The organism is Pantoea sp. SS70 (assembly GCF_029866845.1).
Taxonomy (GTDB): domain Bacteria; phylum Pseudomonadota; class Gammaproteobacteria; order Enterobacterales; family Enterobacteriaceae; genus Pantoea; species Pantoea leporis.
Window position 1 is genome coordinate 146,343 of the sequence record NZ_CP117199.1, and the last position, 20,664, is coordinate 167,006.

Here is a 20,664-nt window from a genome sequence, read left to right on the forward strand (position 1 = left end):
TGAGCTTGAATGTGCACTCAAACCTGCATAATTCCGAATCAATTCATAAATAACCAAACTTGCTTATTTTTCGCCTTTATCCCGGCGAAAAAAACGCGTGACCTGGGATATACTCGCTGCGAATTTCATCTCATTACACGCCTTTGGTGGCCTGGAGAAGTTTTGTTGCGCGTCAGTCGTTCTCTAACGATAAAGCAGATGGCGACGGTTTCCGCCGTGGCGATGGTGACCATCTGCATCTTTATTGTCATCCAGCTCTTTCACTTTGTGCAGCAGCGCAGGATTGACTACGCCCAGCAAATGGAAAATGTGGCGCACACCGTGCGTCAGCCACTCTCCGAAGCGGTGCTCAAAGCCGATATTCCGCAAGCCGAACGCATCCTTAATACCCTGAAACCGGCCGGTATTTTATCGCGCGCCGATGTGGTGTTGCCAAATGCCTTCCAGGCGCTGCACGCCGATTTTGCGCCGGAAAAACCGGTGCCGCGCTGGGTCGCACGCCTGTTTGAGCTGCCGGTACAAATCACGCTGCCGCTCTATTCTGTGGAGCGTTCCGGTTTGCCGAAGCCGATTGCCTATCTGGTGCTACAGGCTGATTCCTCCCGCGTCTATCAGTTCCTGCTCAGCACGTTATCCACCATGATCACCACCTATCTGCTGCTGGCGCTGATTCTCTCGATCGCCATTAGCTGGTGTATCAACCGCTTGATTGTGCATCCGCTGCGCGATATTTCGCGTGATTTACAGGAGCTGCCGCCGCAGGCGATTCTGACCCACAAAATGAAGCTGCCGAATAATCATCGCGATGATGAAATCGGCATGTTGATCCGCAGCTATAACCGCAACCAGCAGGTGCTGGAGTCGATTCACGACGAAATGAGCCGCATGACCACGCATTTTGCCGTTACGGATCTGCCCAATCGCGCGCTGTTCCTTGCGCTGCTCGAACAGCACATCAGCCATCGCCACAATCGTCAGGCGTGGGGCTTGATGGTGATTCGCATTGAAACGCTGCAGGAAGCCAACGGCGTGCTGAGTGATGAGCAGCGCGATACGCTGATGCTGACGCTGGTGGAGAAGATTCGCAGCACCGTTGACGATCACTCACTGCTGGCGCAAACCGGGCCCAGCGACTTCGCGTTGCTGATGAAGCGCGCGCACAATCCGTTCCGCGCCATGCGTCTGGCGCGCAACCTGATGATTCGCATTAATCAGCCGGTGAACCTGCAACAGCTGCAGCTGCGTCCGAACGCCAGCATTGGCCTGGCGCTGCACGAAGACAGCAGCATCTCGGCCAGCGAACAGCTCGATCGCGCCACCTCGGCGATGATGTCGGCGCGGCATCAGGGCAAAAACCAGATTCTGTTCTTCGATCCGGCGCTCACCGAGCGGGCGCAAAAGCGTTTAACGCAGGAACACGACATCTTGCAAGGTCTGCAGGACGAGCAGTTTACCCTCTATCTCCAGCCACAAATTAATATGGAAACCGGCGAGCTGGCCGGTGCCGAAGCGCTGCTGCGCATGCGCATGCCGGATGGCAGCTATGGATTATCGGAAGAGTTTATTGCCAGCGCTGAAGAGATTGGCGTGATCTCGGCCATTGGCCGCTGGGTGTTTGAAGAAGCCTGCCGCATTCTGGCTGGCTGGCAGAAGCAGGGCATTAACATCCCGCTCAGCGTCAATATCTCGGCGGTGCAGCTGCGTGATGCCAGCATGGTCAGCCATTTGCAGGGCTTGCTGGAGCGCCATCGCATCGCGCCGGGCAACTTCGTATTGGAAATCACCGAAACCGCGCAGATTGGCGATGCCGAACAGGCGATTGCGCTGCTGCGCTTGCTGCAGCAAACCGGCGTGGCGGTAGCGCTCGATGATTTCGGGATGGGCTACTCCAACCTCAACTATCTGCATCAGTTCAAAGCGCTGCCGGTAAATAAGCTGAAAATGGATCGCAGCTTCGTCGCCGCGCTGCCGGATGACGACACCATGGTGCGCATCGTGGCGGCGATTGCCGACATCATTCACCTCGACGTCATCGCCGAAGGTGTGGAAACCGCCGAGCAGCGCGACTGGCTGCTGGCGCGCGGAATTACTATAGGGCAAGGCTACTTATACGCTGAAGCGCTGCCGCTCCACGTCTTTAACCAACGCTGGCTCAATAGCTCGCAACTCCCAGAATAATCACCTTGGTTATTGATTTTCCTTACAAAATTGTAGCGAAGCGCTGTGCTGAAGCGTTTCAGTTCATAGTTAGAGTTTTGTAACTTTTGTAAGGAATAGTAGGGGATATTAATCTTGTTAACAGGGTGTTATTTTCCTCGCCATCGGTAAGGTTTTACGCTTCTGGCGGCTTGCCGCATGCGTTCTCCACAACAATGGCGGTGCGAACCGTCTTACTGGACACCTGTTATGAAAATCTTAAAAAGCCTCTATTTTCAGGTACTGGTTGCCATCGGCATCGGCGTCCTGTTGGGCCACTTCTATCCTGAGTTAGGCGCGCAAATGAAGCCGCTTGGCGATGGTTTCGTTAAGTTGATCAAGATGATCATCGCCCCCGTGATTTTCTGTACGGTGGTGACCGGTATTGCCGGCATGGAGAGCATGAAAGCCGTTGGACGTACGGGCGCAGTGGCGCTGCTGTACTTTGAAGTGGTCAGCACCATCGCGCTGATCATCGGTTTGGTGGTGGTTAACGTGGTGCAGCCTGGCGTGGGCATGAACGTTGATCCGGCCACGCTGGATGCTAAAGCAGTCGCGGTTTACGCACAGCAGGCGGAGCAGCAAGGTGTGGTCGCCTTCCTGCTGGATGTGATCCCGAATAGCGTCATTGGTGCCTTTGCCAGCGGCAACATTCTGCAAGTGCTGCTGTTCGCTATCCTGTTCGGCTTCGCCCTGCATCGCCTGGGCAGCGCCGGCACCGTGATGTTCAACGTCATTGAGAGCTTCTCAAAAGTGATCTTCGGCGTGATCAACATGATTATGCGTCTCGCGCCAATCGGTGCCTTCGGGGCGATGGCCTTCACCATCGGTAAATATGGCGTCGGCTCGCTGGTGCAGTTGGGGCAGCTGATCATCTGCTTCTATATCACCTGCGTGCTGTTCGTGGTGGTGGTGTTGGGGCTGATTGCACGCTTCGCTGGCTTCAACATCTTTAAATTTGTCGCCTACATCAAAGAAGAGCTGCTGATTGTGCTGGGCACGTCATCTTCCGAGTCTGCGCTGCCGCGCATGCTGGATAAGATGGAGAAGCTGGGCTGTAAGAAATCGGTGGTGGGGCTGGTGATTCCAACCGGCTACTCCTTCAACCTGGATGGCACCTCGATTTACCTCACCATGGCGGCGGTGTTTATCGCTCAGGCGACCAACGCGCATATGGACGTGTTCCACCAAATCACGCTGTTAGTGGTGCTGCTGCTCTCCTCGAAAGGTGCAGCGGGTGTAACCGGCAGTGGCTTTATCGTGCTGGCGGCGACCTTGTCAGCGGTGGGCCATTTACCGGTTGCGGGTCTGGCGCTGATTCTCGGTATCGACCGCTTTATGTCCGAAGCGCGTGCGCTGACCAATCTGGTGGGTAACGGCGTGGCGACCATCGTGGTGGCGAAGTGGGTCGGCCAGCTGGATGAGAAACAACTGAATGCGACGCTTTCTGCCGGGAAAAAGGTGAATAACGCACCAGAAACCGCCGCATAACCTGCTATTTGCGTTAATTTGCCGAGAAATGCCCGCTGTCGCTTGCCCTGACAGCGGGCATTTGCATAATAAACCCCATTGATTTTTTTCCCGATTTTTTGCCTCGTTGCGCGACATCCTGACCTTCTCGTGGTCAAAGAGTCTGTTATTAAATAAACGTGGCGGCACAATGCCGCGCCGGTCACCCCAGATGTGACCGAACATGCCGCGCTAACGAGCGTTGATCTGTTTGAGTAGGGGTTCACATGCAGGGCACCAGAATTCGGCTTTTGGTTGGCGGATTGCTACTGGCAGCGTCCGGTTTTGGCGTGCACGCCGAGACGCTCCAACCCGATCCCGCCTGGCAGGAAGGCAAACTGGACAATGGTTTTAGCTGGCAGCTGCTAACCACACCACAACGTCCAAGCGATCGTATTGAGCTGCGCCTGATTGTTAACACCGGTTCGCTGGTGGAGAGTGCGCAACAAACCGGCTATAGCCATCTTTTACCGCGTTTAGCGATGGTGCATAACGCCACGCTGGACACCAATCAGCAACGTGCGCTGTGGCAGCAAGCCATGGATCCGCAACGTCCGCTGCCACCCGCTATTTCGTCGTACGATTACACCCAATACAACCTGAGCTTGCCGAACAACCGCCCTGATTTGCTGAAAGAAGCGCTCAGCTGGCTGGCGGCGACCGCCGGGAAAATGACGATTAATGAGCAGGTGGTTTCTACCGCATTAATGGCGACCGATCCGATTGCCACCTGGCCTGCCAATACGCAGGATGTGTGGTGGCGCTATCGCCTGAAAGGCTCGGCGATGCTGGCGCACGATCCCGGCGAGCAACCGCGCGCGCCGGTGGATATCGCACAGCTCAACAGCTTCTATCAGCAGTGGTACACGCCCGACGGCATGACGCTGTACGTGGTAGGTAACGTCGATAGCCGCAGCATGGCGGAGCAGATCAACAAAGCTTTTGCGCCGCTGAAAGGTAAGCGTGTTGCACCTGCCGCGCTACCGACGCTGTCACCGCTGCCGCATCAGCCGGTGAATCTGGTGAATGGCGGCATGAATCAGGATCGCCTGTCGCTGGTGTGGGACACCGCATGGCAGCCGATTCGTGATTCGCAGAACTTGCAGCGCTACTGGCAGAGCGATTTAGCGCGTGAAGCGCTGTTCTGGCATGTGCAGCGCGCGCTGGCTGACAGCAAAGCGCAAAGCGTGCAGGTTGGCTTCGATTGCCGCGTGCTCTATCAACGTGCGCAGTGCTCGATCAACATGGACAGCCCGAATGCCTCTTTGCCGCAGAATATGAATCAGGTGGCGAAAGAGCTGGCGGCGGTGCGCGACAAAGGGTTACCGCAGGAAGAGTTTGATGCGCTGATGGCGCAGAAGCTGCTGGAGCTCAATAAGCTGTTTGCCACATACGCCCGCACCGACACCGATATTCTGATGGGCCAGCGTCTGCGCTCGCAGCAAAACGCGGTGGTGGACATTGCGCCTGAGCAGTATCAGAAGCTGCGTCAAACCTTCCTCAGCGAGATGACGCGCGATCAGCTAAATCAGGAACTGCGCCAGCAACTGTCGCAGGAGCTGACCATGGTGCTGATTCAGCCGCAGGGTGAAGCCGAGACCAACGTGAAGATGCTGCAGGAAAGCTGGGATAAAGTGATGAAGCTGCCCGAACCGCCAGTGGTACCCGCGAGTCCGGAAGAAGTGAAACCGGATAACAGCGCAGGCGCGGCGGATCAGACCGCGCCATCATCCTAAACATTAGGTCTTAGCACGTAGCCATTCGGTTACCAGCATCGGCCAACTGGCGAGCGGTAAATCTGCCACGCCACGGATACCAAATCCGTGGCCGCCTTTCTGGTAGAAGTGAATCTCCACCGGCACTTTGTGCTCACGCAGCGCGCTGAAGAACACCATGCTGTTGTTCACCGAAACCGATTCATCATCGGACGCGTGAATCAGCAGCGTCGGTGGCGTGTGTGCGTGCACGCGCGTCTCCAGCGAATAAGCATCAACCATCTTCTGATCCGGCCATGCGCCGAGCAAGCGGGTGCGTGCACCTTCATGCGCCAGACCTTCACGCATGCTGATCACCGGATAGAGCAGCACCATCGCATCCGGGCGCGGTGTGAAGCTGTCGGCTTGATCCTGCACCGGATAGAGTTTCTCGCCAAAGCGGGTGCCGAGGCTGGCGGCAACGTGTCCACCCGCCGAGAAGCCCATCATCACGATATATTTGCCGTTCAGCCCGCGCTGCGCACGTTCACGCAGCACGCGCACCGCACGCTGCGCATCGGCCAGCGGCGCGTCTGGACCTTCATGGTGACCGTCATACGGCAGGCGATACGTCATCACCGCCAGCGTGTAGCCCATTGACGTGAAGAAAGTGGCAAGCGCGCTGCCTTCGCGGTCGATCAACACCCGCTGATAACCGCCGCCCGGTGCCACCAGCAGCGTGATGCCGTTCGAAGTTTCCGGATGCCAGATGGCAATTTCCGGGCAGCGCACGCCGGTGGCGGCGCGGTCATAAGGTTCGTACTCTTTGGCGAGATCGACGATCTGCGGCTGAGCGCGCGAATCGCTCGCGCCTGGCGCATCACCGTGTGGCCAGATATTGATGATTTCTGTGTGCATAAGTCAGTCCTGAGCGAGTCATGTTGTCGTTATTTTTTTCGCGGCCGGAGTAACAGCGTCCTGCTGTTGTTGATTAAAACATGGTCTTTTTTGCTGCTGGCGTCCAGCCGAAAACCGCCGATTTCGCCAGTTTCGGACTATGCCTGGCGGCCAGATTTCCTGCCATAACACATTGAATTTAAATCGATCTGATTAGCGCGAGTGAAGAAGTAATACCGTTTTTGTTACAGAAGTGGATGAGTCAGGTCGTTAGCGGAAATTGGCAGGGAAAAATGCTGCGTTAAGGCAAACTGCGCGGGCGGGTTGGTTAGCACAGGTAATGAATGGCGCAGAGATTTGTAGCGGCGCGATTCATCGCGCAATCAATTGCGCCGCTACGGTTGGTGCAGGTGGTTAAGTCATTTCGGCATCGCGCTGAGCGGGATAATCGCCCCGCGATACTGGATCACCGTGCTGGCGGTGAGATGACCGCGTGCGGCGGCATCTTCGGCGCTTCCTCCGGCTAAACGCACCGCCAGATAACCAGCGCTGAAGGAGTCGCCAGCCGCGGTGGTATCGATCACTTTCTCTTTCGCCAGCTTGATGGCGGCGACCTCGCGCAGCGGCTCATCGCCAACCGCCACCAGACAGGAGTCCGCACCGCGTTTGATGGCAATTTCCTGCACGCCCGCAGCGCGTGTGCGAGCAATCACCGCATCCAGCGGCTGCTCGCCCCACAGCAAATCTTCGTCGTCGAGCGTCAGGAATGCCATGTCGGTATGACGCAGCATCTCGGCATACGCCTGCTGAGCGCTGGCTTTATCGGCCCACAGACGCGGACGATAGTTGTTATCGAAAATCACCTTGCCGCCGTTCTGACGACAGGCGCTGAGCAGCGTCATCAGTTTTTCGCGACTGGCCGCAGGCAGAATCGCCAGGCTGATGCCGCTCAAATAGAGATAATCATAGTGCGCCAGCTGCTGGCAAATCGCGTCCGCTTGCGCGCTGTCCAGCCAGAAACGGGCGGCGGCGTCGTTGCGCCAGTACCAGAAGGTCCGCTCGCCGTGGTCGTCGGTTTCGATGAAGTACAAACCCGGCATTTTATTGTCGAGGCGCTGAACCAGCGCGGTTTCGACCTTTTCCTGCTGCCAGGCGGCGATCATCTGGTCACTGAAACTGTCGGTGCCGAGTGCGGTGACATAATCGACACGCAGCTGTTTATCTGACTGACGCGCCAGATACACCGCCGTGTTCAGCGTATCGCCGCCAAAACCGCGTTTGATGTTCTCACCTTTCTCGGACAGCTCAATCATGCATTCGCCAATAATGGCGATTTTCTTCTGCGTCATGGTCTTCAGCCTGTAGTGAATTCTGCCTTAGTCTCGCGTCTGGTATGGCAGTCGTCAATGGTTTTTAAAACGATGTTTTGATTTAACTTAAGGCAGCAAACCGCCTGCGCCACGGTGATTTAGCGGCCAAAGCGCGTTTTGTTTTGCCGATTAAGTGCGAAGCACGCTGTTACACTCAACTCTTCATGGGACTAACGAGATTGATAAAGTTATCCCGGCGATCGCCGATACTTGCCGCTGAGATGCTATTTGCAGGCACTCAACACCAACCAGGAAAAAACCATGGTGATGAAGAATTTGAGTCATCGGCTGCCTGTTTCAAATGAATTGGAGCAACAACAGGAAACGCGTCTCTTCTGGCAACAGTGCCAACGATTCTATACTTTCCAGCCGATTTACCAGGTCTCAGGCCGCATGCTGGCTATTGAATTACTGACGGCGGTTACCCATCCCTCCGCGCCAGAAAAAAGGCTGTCGCCCGAAGACTATTTTGAAGCACTGACTATCGCGCAGCGGCTTGGTGTCGTCCAGGAACAACTCGAGCTGCTGATAACATGGTCAGCGTTTTTCAATCAGCGTCAGCTGGTGGCGTCGGTTAATATCGACGGTCCAACGTTGATGGAGATTGAGAAGCATGAGTCGATTCGCACGCTGATTGCGCAACTGCCGTGGGTGCGCTTCGAGCTAACGGAGCATCATGCGCTGCCGCAGGAAGAGATGGTGGCGAAGATGCCGGAACTCGGGCCGCTGTGGCTGGATGATTTTGGCTCTGGCATGGCGAACTTCTCCGCGCTGACCGAACTGCGTTACGACTACATCAAACTCTCGCGCGAGCTGTTTATGCTGCTGCGCGCCAGCGATGAAGGCCGCTCGATGTTCTCGATGCTGCTGGCGTTGATTAACCGTTACTGCAACGGCGTCATCGTTGAAGGCGTCGAAACCGAAGAGGAGTGGCAACAGGTGCGTAGCTCGCCAGCGATGGCGGCGCAGGGCTACTTCTTCTCGCGCCCGGTGCCGTTTAGCGAGCTGGAACGTATGGCTCTTGAGCTTCCCTGATCCCGTTCCGCGGCGTCTCGACTATCCTTAGTCAGACGTGGAAGGGCAAGGAGGAAGCAATATGTCACGTACTCGAAAGATCCTGAGCTGGGTGTTCGGGATTTTTTTGTTATTGGTTGTAGTGATTGTGGTGCTCATCGCCACCTTTGACTGGAACCGCTTGAAACCAACGATTAATCAAAAAGTTTCAGCCGAACTGAACCGACCTTTCGCGATTCGCGGCGATCTCGGCGTGGCCTGGGTTCGCAACCGTGAAGAACCTGGCTGGCGCAGCTGGGTGCCGTGGCCGCAGGTGCATGCCGATGATGTGATGCTCGGCAATCCGCCCTCTATTCCTGATGTCACCATGGTGCATCTGCAGCGGGTTGAAGCCACCATTGCGCCGCTGGCGCTGCTGCATCAGCAGATCTACCTGCCGTGGATCAAGATGCAAAAGCCGGATGCGCGGCTGGTGCAAACCGCAGACAAAAAGAATAACTGGACCTTTGATCTCGCCAGCAGCCAGAACAGCGATGCTAACGCCGCGCCTTCTGCCTGGTCCTTCCGCCTCGACAATATTTTGTTTGATCAGGGACAAGTGCGCTATCGCGACGCCGTCAATAAAGCCGATGTCACAGTGACCATCAATCCGCTGGGCAAACCGGTGCCCTACGCCCAAGTGGCGGGCGGTGACGATCAGCAGAAAGGCGCGGGTGATTTTGTCTTTGGCTGGCAGGCGAACGGCACCTACAACAATCAGAAGCTGGATGGCGACGGCAAAATTGGCGGCATGCTATCGCTGCGCAGTAAAACCACGCCGTTCCCGCTGCAGGTGGATGTGCGTAATGGCACCACGCGTGTACGTATTGACGGTACCTTGCAGGATCCGCTCAATCTTGGCGGACTTGATGTGCGTCTGCGCTTCGCGGGCGATACGCTGGCCAATCTGTATGGCCTGACCGGCGTGCTGCTGCCCGATACGCCGCCCTATGAAACTGACGGCCATTTGATTGCGCGTTTCAATGAGGCGAAAGGGCCGCTATTCCGCTACGAGAAGTTTAACGGCCACATCGGCGACAGCGATATTCACGGCTCGCTCACCTATCGTCAGGGCAAACCGCGTCCAACGCTGACCGGTGAATTGACCTCGAACCAGCTGCGGATGGAAGATTTGGGGCCGCTGATTGGCGTCAACTCCGGCAAAGGCAGCGAGAAAACGCAGCAGGCCAAAGCGCAGCGCGGCGAAGCCTCATCGCAGCCCGCCGACCGCGTGTTGCCACACGACAAGTTTGATACCAAGAGCTGGGACGTGATGGATGCGGATGTGAAGTTCAGCGGCAAACGCATCGAACACAGCAGCAAGCTGCCGCTCAGCGATCTCTATACGCATCTGCAGCTGAAAAACGGCGACCTGCTGCTCGATCCGCTGCGCTTCGGTATGGCCGGCGGCAGCATCAACTCCACCATTCATCTGGAGGGCAATCGCAGCCCGATGCGCGGACGTGCCGATTTGCACGCGCGTAAGCTGCGTCTGCGTCAGCTGTTCCCGGATGTTACGGCGATGCAGAACAGTTTGGGCCAGCTCAACGGCGATGCCTCGCTGAGCGGCACCGGCAATTCGGTGGCGGATCTGCTCGGCACCAGCAATGGCGAACTGAAGCTACTGATGAATGATGGCCTGATCAGCCGCAGCCTGATGGAGATTGCCGGACTGAACGTCGGTAACTATGTGGTGGGTAAGCTGTTCGGCGATGATGAAGTGAAGATCAACTGCGCGGCGACCGATATGAATATTCGTCAAGGCTTAGCGACGCCGAAACTGTTCCTGCTGGATACCGAGAATGCGGTGATCAACGTGACGGGCAACGTCAACTTCGCGAATGAACGCATGGACCTGTCGATCAATCCGGAGAGTAAAGGGATTCGCATCATCACGCTGCGTTCGCCGCTGTATGTGCGCGGCACCTTTAAAAATCCGGATGCCGGAGTGAAAGCCGGACCGCTGATTGCACGCGGTGCCGCAGCGGTGGCGCTCGGTGCGGTGGTTGCTCCCGCCGCTGCGTTGATCGCACTGATTTCGCCTAGCGATACTGACGACAATCAGTGCAGTAATGTGCTGCAGCAGATGAAGAATCAGAAGTGATCAGTTACGCCACAGCACTTTGATGATGTGGTAACCAAAGGCGGTTTTCACCGGTCCGTAAGGCTGTAGCAGCGGACAGGAGAAGACCGCCTTATCAAATGCCGGTACCATTTGTCCTTTACGGAACTCACCCAAATCACCGCCGTTGCGTCCGGATGGGCAGGTAGAGTGTTTCTTTGCCAGCTGCTGGAAGTTCGCCCCTTTCTCAAGTTGCGCCAGCAGGGATTTGGCCTGCGCTTCCTCTTTCACGAGGATATGTAAAGCCGCCGCGGTTTTCGCCATGATGAAGTCCTAATGTGTATAATCCGGCCATTATAACCTCCTTTCTTTTGATTCAACTGAGCGAATTCCGTTATGCGTTTAAACCCCGGCCAACAACGAGCTGTCGAATTTGTCACCGGTCCTTGTCTGGTGCTGGCCGGTGCTGGCTCGGGTAAAACCCGCGTGATCACCAACAAAATCGCCCACCTGATCCGCGAATGTGGCTATCAGGCGCGCCATATCGCCGCTGTAACCTTTACCAATAAAGCCTCGCGCGAGATGAAAGAGCGCGTGGCGCAGACATTGGGGCGTAAAGAGGCACGCGGCCTGATGATTTCCACCTTTCATACGCTGGGACTGGAGATCATTAAACGCGAATACAAGGCGCTGGGAATGAAAGCCAGCTTCTCGCTGTTTGACGATCAGGATCAGCTGGCCTTGCTTAAAGACCTGACCAAACAGTGGCTGGAAGAGGACAAGACGCTGTTACAGCAGCTGATTTCCACCATCTCCAACTGGAAGAACGATCTGGTCGATCCGCAGGGCGCAGCGGGTTTGGCGCAATCGCAGCGTGATCAGATTTTTGCTCACTGTTATCAGCTGTATGACCAACACCTGAAATCCTGCAACGTGCTGGATTTCGACGACTTAATCGCGCTGCCCACGCTGCTGCTGCAGCGCAATCAGGAAGTGCGCGAACGCTGGCAGCAGCGCATCCGCTATCTGCTGGTGGATGAGTATCAGGACACTAATACCAGCCAATATGAGCTGGTGAAGCTGCTGGTGGGTGCGCGCGCGCGCTTTACCGTGGTGGGCGATGACGATCAGTCAATTTACTCGTGGCGTGGCGCGCGTCCGCAAAACCTGGTGCTGCTGCAGCAGGATTTCCCGGCGCTGGAAGTGGTGAAGCTGGAGCAAAATTATCGCTCGACGCAGCGCATCCTGAAATCGGCCAACATCCTTATCGCCAACAATCCGCACGTATTTGAGAAGCGCCTGTTCTCAGAGTTGGGGCAGGGCAGCGAGCTGAAGGTGCTGAGCGCGAATAACGAAGACCACGAAGCGGAACGCGTGGCGGGCGAATTGATCGCGCATCACTTCATCAACAAAACCGCCTATAAAGATTACGCCATTCTTTATCGCGGCAATCATCAGTCACGCGTGTTCGAGAAGCAGCTGATGCAGAACCGTATTCCGTATCGTATCTCGGGCGGCACGTCGTTCTTTTCTCGTCCGGAAATCAAAGATTTGCTGGCTTATCTGCGCGTGCTGACCAATCAGGAAGATGACAGCGCGTTTCTGCGTATCGTGAATACGCCGCGCCGGGAGATTGGTCCGGCAACGCTGCAGAAGCTGGGCGAATGGGCCAACCTGCGCAATAAAAGCCTGTATAACGCCAGCTTCGATATGGGGCTGGAGCAAACGCTGAGCGGGCGCGGGCTGGAGCATCTGCAGCGCTTTACGCACTGGCTGAGTGAAATCGTCCAACTGACCGAACGCGAGCCAGTGAATGCGGTGCGCGACCTGATTCGCGGCATCGACTACGAAAGCTGGCTGTTTGAAACCTCGCCCAGCCCGAAAGCCGCTGAGATGCGCATGAAGAACGTTAACCTGCTGTTCCAGTGGATGACCGAGATGCTGGAAGGCGATGAGCTGAACGAGCCGATGACGCTGGCGCAGGTGGTGACGCGCTTTACGCTGCGCGACATGATGGAGCGCGGTGAGAGCGACGAAGAGCTCGATCAGGTGCAGCTGATGACGTTGCACGCCTCGAAAGGTCTGGAGTTCCCGTATGTCTATCTGGTTGGCATGGAAGAGGGGTTATTGCCGCACCAGAGCAGTATCGATGAGAACAACATCGAGGAAGAGCGGCGTCTGGCTTACGTGGGGATTACGCGAGCGCAGAAAGAGCTGACCTTTACGTTGTGCCGTGAACGCCGCCAGTACGGCGAGCTGATGCGCCCGGAACCGAGTCGCTTCCTGCTGGAGTTACCGCAGGACGATGTGATGTGGGAGCGCGAGAAAAAAGTGGTGAGCGCCGAAGAGCGCGTGAAGACCGGGCAGACGCGCGTCGCTGGATTGAGAGCGATGCTGGAGAATGCGAAGAAGGGTTGAGTTCCCGGTTAGTGGTCGTAATCCCCCTCCTCGGTCCGTGCTCGCAGTCCCCCTCCTCGGTCCTCCCCCATGAATGGGGGAGGAAGATGCTGCTATATGTGAGTCGGAAATTGCATGTGGCAGCATCTCCTTCCCCCGCTTGCGGGGGAAGGTCGGGATGGGGGACAGCCAGCGCAATCCCAATCAGGAAATCGTCAGTAACCAGTGCACGTAAGACTGATAATGACTCTCCTGCTCCAGCAGCTCAGAACGCAGCGGATGCGCTTCGCGCCAACCGGCCGGCAACGTCAAATGCAGTGCATCATCGTCCGCCTGTAAACGCACGGCAGGCAAAGTGTCATCGCGACGGCGACTTGAGAAGATAATCGCTAAGCGTAGCAAACGACTTAAACGCTCCGCCATGCGCGGCGGTACGGCATTTTGCTGGGTCAGCAAGGCCAAATCGATGCTGCCGCTTTGGTTCTGCAGCAGGCAAGCCAGCATTTTTTTCTGCGCGGGAGTGAAGCCAGGAAGATCGAGATGACGAATCAGGTAAGCGGCGTGTTGCGGTGCCTGGCGGAAATCGACGCTCAGGCCAATTTCGTGGATAGAACAGGCGCTAAGGAGTAGATCGCGACATCGGTTATCCAGCTTCCAGCTGCTGCTCACCTGACGGAAGAAACTCTCCGCCAACTGACGTACGCGACCGGCCTGGTCAATATCAATGGCAAAACGACGCTGCACGTTCTGCAATGTGCGGCTGCGGATATCACGATCCACCGGCAGATGCAGCATGCCATACACTAAACCTTCGCGCAGTGCGCCGCCGGCCAGCGTCATGCCTTCAATGCTGAGTTCCTGGAAGATAGCGATGAGAATCGATAAACCGCTCGGGAACACTAAGGCGCGCTCCAGCGTCAATCCTTCAATTTCCAGCTCTTCCAACTTGCCGCACTGAATCGCGCGCTGTTTCAGCTGTTGCAGTTTGCTTAAGGTGATGCGCTCATCCATGCCCTGCGCCATCATAATTTCCTGCAACGCTTGTACGGTGCCCGACGCTCCGACGCAGATTTGCCAGCCTTTTTCGCGCAGCGCAGCGGCCACCGGACGGATCATCTCGCGCGCGGCCAGTTCGGCCTGCTCGAAATTCTCCTGGGCCAGATGACGGTCGCTGAAGTAGCGTTCAAGCCAGGTTACGCAACCCATCGACAAGCTGAACAGCGTGGTGGCATGTGAACCTTCGCCAGTCACCAGTTCGGTGCTGCCACCGCCGATATCGACCACTAAACGCTGATCGGAACCGCCGGTGGTATGCGCTACGCCCTGATAAATCAGGCGTGCTTCCTCTTCGCCGCTGATGACATTCACCGCGCAGCCAAGAATGTGTTCAGCCGTTGTGAGGAAATCCTGCGCATTTTCGGCAAGGCGCAGCGTGGCGGTTGCCACCACGCGGATTTGTTCCGGAGGAATATCCTGCAACTGTTCGGAGAACAACCTCAGGCACTGCCAGCCGCGTTGCATCGCCTCAGCGGAGAGGTGATTCGCTTTGTCGAGGCCAGCCGCCAGACGCACTTTGCGCTTTATCCGCGCGACGGTCTGAATGCTGCCAGACACCTCGCGCACCACCAACATATGAAAGCTGTTAGAACCTAAATCAATCGCTGCATAAAGTGACGATGCGCTTAGCATGGTGTGCTTAACCCGAACGTTTACGGTTGCTATTGCGCGGCGCGCCGCTCCGACGGTTACTGTTGTTCCCGCCACGGCGTGGGCCGTTACCCGAGCGGCTGCGTTGCAGACGTTTCGGCGGTGGCAGTTCGCTCATCAGCGCATCGCTGTTGTACTTGCTGACCGGAATACCGTGACCAATAAACTCTTCGATTGCCGGCAGGTTCAGCGCGTACTCTTCGCACGCCAGGCTGATGGAGTGACCGCTGGCACCCGCGCGGCCAGTACGACCAATACGGTGAACGTAGTCTTCACGATCGTCAGGCAGATCGTAGTTGAACACATGCGTGACGGCAGGAATGTGTAAACCCCGTGCCGCGACGTCGGTGGCAACCAGGATATCCACATCGCCTTTGGTGAAGTCATCGAGGATACGCAGACGTTTTTTCTGCGCCACATCACCCGTCAGCAGACCTACGCGATGACCATCGGCAGCCAGATGGCCCCAAATGTCTTCACAGCGGTGCTTGGTATTGGCAAAGATAATGGCGCGATCTGGCCACTCTTCTTCTACCAGCGTCTGCAGCAAGCGCATTTTCTCTTCGTTTGAAGGGTAGAAAAGCTCTTCTTTAATACGGTGGCCGGTTTTCTGCTCGGGTTCCACTTCCACGTATTCGGCGTTGTTCATGTGCTCAAACGCCAGTTCACGCACGCGGTAAGACAAGGTTGCAGAGAACAGCATACTCAGGCGTTGGGTGGCCGGCGGCATGCGGCGGAACAGCCAACGAATGTCTTTAATAAAACCGAGATCGAACATGCGATCGGCTTCATCCAGCACAACAACCTGAATCGCGCCCAGGTTGACATGGTTCTGCTTGGCGTAGTCGATCAGACGTCCGGTGGTGCCCACCAGAATATCGACACCATCAGCCAGCACTTTCAGCTGTTTATCGTAGCCGTCGCCACCATAAGCCAGGCCCAGCTTTAAGCCAGTGACCTTGGCTAACGGTTCTGCATCGGCATGAATTTGTACGGCGAGCTCACGCGTCGGGGCCATGATCAGCGCACGTGGCTGATTGATCTGGCGACCTTCTGCGGCAGGATGAGAAAGAAGATAATGAAACGTTGACGTCAGGAACGCCATCGTTTTGCCGGTACCGGTTTGCGCCTGACCCGCAACATCACGCCCTGAAAGCGTAAAAGGCAATGCGAGCGCCTGGATAGGCGTGCAGTTAGAAAAGCCTTTGGTATCAAGGGCTTCTACCACCTGAGGGTGCAGGGCGAAGTCGGAAAACTTCTGTTCAGTTAAGTGTGTTTTGCTCATAGTGTGGTAGAATATCAGCTTACTAGCGCTTTACGAAAGCGTATCCGATGAAATAAAGTCAACCTACGTTGGTATCATTTCCGCCAATTCGCCAGGCGCAATCTTTTGGAGTTAAACATGAGCAGCGATAAGATCGTTCACTTGACCGATGACAGTTTCGACACAGACGTACTGAAAGCAGACGGTGTCACTCTGGTAGATTTCTGGGCTGAATGGTGTGGTCCTTGCAAAATGATCGCCCCAATTCTCGACGAAGTCGCAGAAGAGTACGAAGGTAAACTTACCATCGCTAAGTTGAACATTGATGACAACCCGGGTACAGCGCCAAAATATGGCATCCGCGGTATCCCAACTCTGCTGCTGTTCAAGAACGGCGAAGTGGCGGCAACCAAGGTTGGCGCACTGTCTAAAGGACAGTTGAAAGAGTTCCTGAACGCCAACCTGGCCTAAGCCCGGCGCGGTGTTTGTTCGGCAGTGGTGAATTTTTTCGCCACTGCTGGACGTCTCACTTTAAGCGTGTTAAGTTAATTTCACTGCATTACGCTCTTACCTTGTAGTTTGCATCTAAGTTTTCCCTTGTCAGACCCTACTCGCAATGAACGTTATCGTGGTTTGGCAATCTGATGACTAGCACATTCGGCATCATCTTTCGACTGTCTCCTCGTTTCCTATCGCCACATCTGACGATAATCGTCGAGCTGAGTTGAAAAAGAGCCATTAACAGGCATGGAATTTTTGCCATACCACTCACGACAATCATTTCGAGAATTACCCCGAGTTTAAGAACCCATCACTATGAATCTTACCGAATTAAAGAATACGCCGGTTTCTGAGCTGATTACCCTCGGCGAAAATATGGGGCTGGAAAACCAGGCGCGTATGCGCAAGCAGGATATTATTTTCTCTATCCTGAAACAGCACGCAAAAAGCGGCGAAGACATCTTTGGTGATGGTGTGCTGGAGATATTACAGGATGGATTTGGTTTCCTTCGTTCTGGAGATAGCTCCTACCTCGCCGGTCCCGATGATATCTACGTCTCTCCCAGCCAAATCCGCCGCTTCAACCTCCGCACTGGTGACACCATTTCTGGCAAGATTCGCCCGCCAAAAGAGGGTGAACGCTACTTTGCGCTGTTGAAAGTTAATGAAGTTAACTATGACAAGCCGGAAAACGCGCGTAACAAGATTCTGTTCGAAAACCTTACGCCGCTGCACGCCAGCAAGCGTATGCGTATGGAACGCGGTAATGGCTCGACTGAAGATCTGACCGCACGCGTGCTGGATCTGGCTTCTCCGATTGGTCGTGGTCAGCGTGGTCTGATTGTGGCGCCGCCGAAAGCGGGTAAAACCATGCTGCTGCAGAACATCGCGCAGAGCATCGCCTACAACTATCCAGATTGCCTGCTGATGGTGCTGCTGATTGACGAACGTCCGGAAGAAGTGACCGAGATGCAGCGTCTGGTTAAAGGTGAAGTGATCGCTTCGACCTTTGATGAGCCAGCGTCACGTCACGTGCAGGTTGCTGAGATGGTGATCGAGAAGGCCAAGCGCCTGGTTGAGCACAAGAAAGATGTGATCATCCTGCTTGACTCTATCACGCGTCTAGCGCGTGCCTACAACACCGTGGTTCCAGCATCAGGTAAAGTGCTGACCGGTGGTGTGGATGCTAACGCCCTGCATCGTCCGAAGCGTTTCTTCGGTGCGGCACGTAATGTGGAAGAGGGCGGCAGCCTGACCATCATCGCGACCGCGCTGGTTGATACCGGTTCGAAGATGGACGAAGTGATTTACGAAGAGTTTAAAGGTACAGGTAACATGGAATTGCACCTCTCGCGCAAAATCGCCGAGAAGCGTGTATTCCCAGCGATTGACTACAATCGTTCCGGTACCCGTAAAGAAGAGCTGCTCACTACGCAGGAAGAGCTGCAGAAGATGTGGATTCTGCGCAAAATCATCCATCCAATGGGTGAAATCGACGCGATGGAGTTCCTCATCAACAAACTGGCCATGACGAAAACCAACGACGAATTCTTCGATATGATGAAGCGTTCCTAAGTTGCGATCGGCGAGTCGCTAAGCCAAGCGGTGATTCGCACAATTTGCCAGGAAATATTGCTAACGCCACGTCTTAACGTGGCGTTTTTTATTTATGGGCATTAGGATTAGCGCAGTCAGGAAGCTTTTATATTGACTGTGACAGAGATTCGTTTGTTTTTTCAGCAATCAGACTTTTCTGTAGCAGAATTCGGAATAGGGATATACGGCAATGGCGGGTGTTTTGCATATTGTTGTCCACGATTTTAGCTGAGAGCATTAACGTGAATTTACTCACTATGAGTACTGAGCTTGGTTTAGTTTTTCTTTTTACTTTAGTGTTCCTGTTTTTTGCTCGCAAAGCAGCTAAAAAAATTGGGCTTGTGGACACACCAAACTCCAGAAAAAGGCACCATGGCGCCATTCCGTTAGTTGGCGGCATTTCCGTGTACGCGGGGATCTGCTTCGCTTTTGCCATCTCAAATTATTATTTGCCGCACGCGATGCTGTATCTGAGTTGTGCGGGCGTATTGGTGCTGGTTGGCGCACTGGACGATCGCTTCGATATCAGCGTTAAAATTCGTGCGCTGGTGCAGGCGGCGGTTGCCATCGTGATGATGGTCGGCGCCAAACTCTATTTGCTCAGTCTGGGCTTCATTATCGGGCCGGTTGAGTTAATTGTCGGTCCCTTTGGCTACGTATTGACGCTATTCGCCGTATGGGCCGCCATCAACGCGTTCAATATGGTGGATGGGATTGATGGCCTGCTTGGCGGCCTCTCCAGCGTCACTTTCGCCGCCATCGGCATCATTCTCTATTTCGACGGCCAGACCAGCCTCGCCATGTGGTGCTTCGCGATGATCGCCGCCACCATTCCTTATATCCTGCTTAATCTCGGCTTGATTGGCCGTCGCTACAAAGTGTTTATGGGCGATGCCGGTAGCACCATGATCGGTTTCACCATCATCTGGATTCTGCTGGAAACCACCCAAGGCCTGAGCCATCCGATCACGCCCGTCACCGCGCTGTGGCTGATCGCGATTCCGCTGATGGATATGGTGGCGATTATGTATCGCCGTTTGCGCAAAGGCATGAGCCCGTTTTCCGCTGACCGCCAGCACATCCACCATTTAATTATGCGCGCCGGATTCACGTCACGTCAGGCGTTCCTGCTGATTACCGTCGCCGCCGCGCTTCTGGCGGGTATTGGTGTGCTCGGCGAGTATCTGGCTTTCATCCCGGAATGGGTGATGCTGGTGCTGTTCATGATGGCATTCCTCCTTTATGGCTATTGCCTGAAACACGCATGGCGCGTGGCGCGCAAAATCCGTCGCATTAAACGTCGCTGGCAAAGCAGCGAAGATAAAAAATAAATTACCCAGAAAGTACCCTGATAAGGATTTTGTTATGACCTCTGTCGTTGTGGAGAACGAACTGGATATACGTGGCCTTGGCTGCACACTCTGGCGTGGTAAACGCTGGATTATCGGTCTGGCGCTGCTGTTTGCGCTGGTTGCCTGGTTAGCATCGATGTTAATGAAGCAGGCGTGGAGCACCACGGCGGTGACCGATCGTCCAACGGTCAATATGCTGGGTGATTTCTTCGTACAGCAGCAATTCCTCAATAATCTGGATGTGCGCACCAATACGCTCAATCTCAGTTCGCCAGCGCCGACCGTGATGGATGAGGTTTATCAGGAGTTCACCATGCAGCTGGCATCATGGGATACGCGCCGTGATTTCTGGCAGCAGACCGAATACTTCAAAAGCCGCAAAAGCGGTAACGCGCACAACGATGCGGCGCTGCTCGACGACCTGATCACCAACATTCAGTTCACCGCTGCCGACCCGGCGCGCAATATCTTAGATAACATTAAGCTGGTGGCCGAAACCGCCAGCGATGCTAACAATCTGCTGCGTCAATATATCGCCTACGCCAGCGAGCGTGCGGCGCGTCATCTTAATGCGGAGCTGAAAGGCGCCTGGCAGGCGCGCAGCGTGCAGCTGGCGTCGCAGGTCAACCGCCAGCAGGAAGTGGCGCAGGCGGTATTTGAACGTCAACGTCAGCGCATCGAACAGGCGCTGAAAGTGGCGAGCGAGCAGGGGATTAAAGAGAACCGCGCGCCGGCAACCGGCGAAGCGCTGCCAGACAGCGATCGTTTCCTGCTGGGTCAGCAAATGCTGCAGGCGCAACTCGACACTTTACAAGCCAGCGGGCCTGCTTACGATTTAAGCTATGATCAAAACAAAGCGATGCTGAGTACGCTGCAGGCCGGTCCGCGTCTGGATAAACAATTCCAGACTTACCGCTATTTGCGCACCCCGGAAGAGCCGGTGTCGCGCGATAGTCCGCGCCGCCTGTTTATGATGATCATGTGGGGCGTAATTGGCGCGCTGGTCGGTGCGGGAGTGGCGCTGATGCGTCGTCCGCGTTCAACGTTAGCAACGAGCCATTAAGAG

At 55.4% G+C, this 20,664-nt stretch carries 15 protein-coding genes; 10 read left to right on the forward strand and 5 right to left on the reverse strand.

Features of this window, described 5'->3' with window-relative positions; genetic code table 11:
• Positions 1 to 165 precede the first annotated feature (165 nt).
• The 3 genes from hmsP to PO881_RS00660 all read left to right on the forward strand — a co-directional run bounded on the left by hmsP (position 166) and on the right by PO881_RS00660 (position 5,441).
• Entirely contained in the window at positions 166 to 2,178 is a 2,013-nt protein-coding gene (hmsP, locus tag PO881_RS00650) for a biofilm formation regulator HmsP (RefSeq protein ID WP_280172861.1), read from the forward strand.
• Positions 2,179 to 2,406: 228 nt separating this feature from the next.
• Complete coding sequence (locus tag PO881_RS00655) at positions 2,407 to 3,687, forward strand: dicarboxylate/amino acid:cation symporter (protein ID WP_101763784.1); 1,281 nt, start codon at positions 2,407 to 2,409, stop codon at positions 3,685 to 3,687.
• 245 nt (positions 3,688 to 3,932) lie between these two features.
• Positions 3,933 to 5,441, forward strand: a complete 1,509-nt coding sequence (locus PO881_RS00660; RefSeq protein ID WP_280172300.1) for a pitrilysin family protein — start codon at positions 3,933 to 3,935, stop codon at positions 5,439 to 5,441.
• Positions 5,442 to 5,444: 3 nt separating this feature from the next.
• Here the strand turns inward: PO881_RS00660 and PO881_RS00665 are convergent, their stop codons facing one another.
• Positions 5,445 to 6,317, reverse strand: coding sequence for an alpha/beta hydrolase (locus PO881_RS00665; RefSeq protein ID WP_101763782.1), 873 nt, complete (start codon positions 6,315 to 6,317; stop codon positions 5,445 to 5,447).
• 398 nt (positions 6,318 to 6,715) lie between these two features.
• Positions 6,716 to 7,645 (reverse strand): sugar kinase, encoded by a 930-nt coding sequence (locus PO881_RS00670; RefSeq protein ID WP_280172301.1) that lies wholly within the window; start codon positions 7,643 to 7,645, stop codon positions 6,716 to 6,718.
• A 282-nt stretch (positions 7,646 to 7,927) separates the two neighbouring features.
• On the opposite strand from PO881_RS00670, the gene pdeH reads away from it, so the two are divergent.
• Both pdeH and PO881_RS00680 read left to right on the forward strand, forming a co-directional pair.
• Positions 7,928 to 8,701, forward strand: coding sequence for a cyclic-guanylate-specific phosphodiesterase (gene pdeH / locus PO881_RS00675; protein WP_101763780.1), 774 nt, complete (start codon positions 7,928 to 7,930; stop codon positions 8,699 to 8,701).
• 61 nt (positions 8,702 to 8,762) lie between these two features.
• Entirely contained in the window at positions 8,763 to 10,823 is a 2,061-nt protein-coding gene (locus tag PO881_RS00680) for an AsmA family protein (RefSeq protein ID WP_222185703.1), read from the forward strand.
• Here PO881_RS00680 and ppiC read toward each other — a convergent pair whose 3' ends face one another.
• On the reverse strand, positions 10,824 to 11,105 hold the full coding sequence (gene ppiC, locus PO881_RS00685) for a peptidylprolyl isomerase PpiC (protein ID WP_008105734.1): 282 nt from the start codon (positions 11,103 to 11,105) through the stop codon (positions 10,824 to 10,826). It lies immediately after the preceding gene.
• Between the two features lie 72 nt (positions 11,106 to 11,177).
• Between ppiC and rep the strand changes: the two genes are divergently transcribed.
• Positions 11,178 to 13,199, forward strand: coding sequence for a DNA helicase Rep (gene rep / locus PO881_RS00690; protein WP_280172302.1), 2,022 nt, complete (start codon positions 11,178 to 11,180; stop codon positions 13,197 to 13,199).
• A 183-nt stretch (positions 13,200 to 13,382) separates the two neighbouring features.
• On the opposite strand, the gene gppA is transcribed toward rep, so the two are convergent.
• Positions 13,383 to 14,867, reverse strand: coding sequence for a guanosine-5'-triphosphate,3'-diphosphate diphosphatase (gene gppA / locus PO881_RS00695; RefSeq protein ID WP_280172303.1), 1,485 nt, complete (start codon positions 14,865 to 14,867; stop codon positions 13,383 to 13,385).
• Between the two features lie 7 nt (positions 14,868 to 14,874).
• Positions 14,875 to 16,170, reverse strand: a complete 1,296-nt coding sequence (gene rhlB, locus PO881_RS00700; RefSeq protein WP_280172304.1) for an ATP-dependent RNA helicase RhlB — start codon at positions 16,168 to 16,170, stop codon at positions 14,875 to 14,877.
• Positions 16,171 to 16,287: 117 nt separating this feature from the next.
• Here rhlB and trxA point away from each other — a divergent pair, with 117 nt between their 5' ends.
• The 4 genes from trxA (at position 16,288) to wzzE (ending at position 20,661) form a co-directional block, all read left to right on the forward strand.
• Positions 16,288 to 16,620: a thioredoxin TrxA gene (gene trxA, locus PO881_RS00705; RefSeq protein ID WP_008105741.1), complete on the forward strand. Its 333-nt coding sequence runs from the start codon at positions 16,288 to 16,290 to the stop codon at positions 16,618 to 16,620.
• A gap of 345 nt (positions 16,621 to 16,965) precedes the next feature.
• Positions 16,966 to 18,225, forward strand: a complete 1,260-nt coding sequence (gene rho, locus PO881_RS00710; RefSeq protein WP_008105744.1) for a transcription termination factor Rho — start codon at positions 16,966 to 16,968, stop codon at positions 18,223 to 18,225.
• A gap of 278 nt (positions 18,226 to 18,503) precedes the next feature.
• Positions 18,504 to 19,577: a UDP-N-acetylglucosamine--undecaprenyl-phosphate N-acetylglucosaminephosphotransferase gene (gene wecA, locus PO881_RS00715; protein ID WP_101763775.1), complete on the forward strand. Its 1,074-nt coding sequence runs from the start codon at positions 18,504 to 18,506 to the stop codon at positions 19,575 to 19,577.
• 34 nt (positions 19,578 to 19,611) lie between these two features.
• Positions 19,612 to 20,661: an ECA polysaccharide chain length modulation protein gene (wzzE, locus tag PO881_RS00720; protein ID WP_217549625.1), complete on the forward strand. Its 1,050-nt coding sequence runs from the start codon at positions 19,612 to 19,614 to the stop codon at positions 20,659 to 20,661.
• Positions 20,662 to 20,664 lie beyond the last annotated feature (3 nt).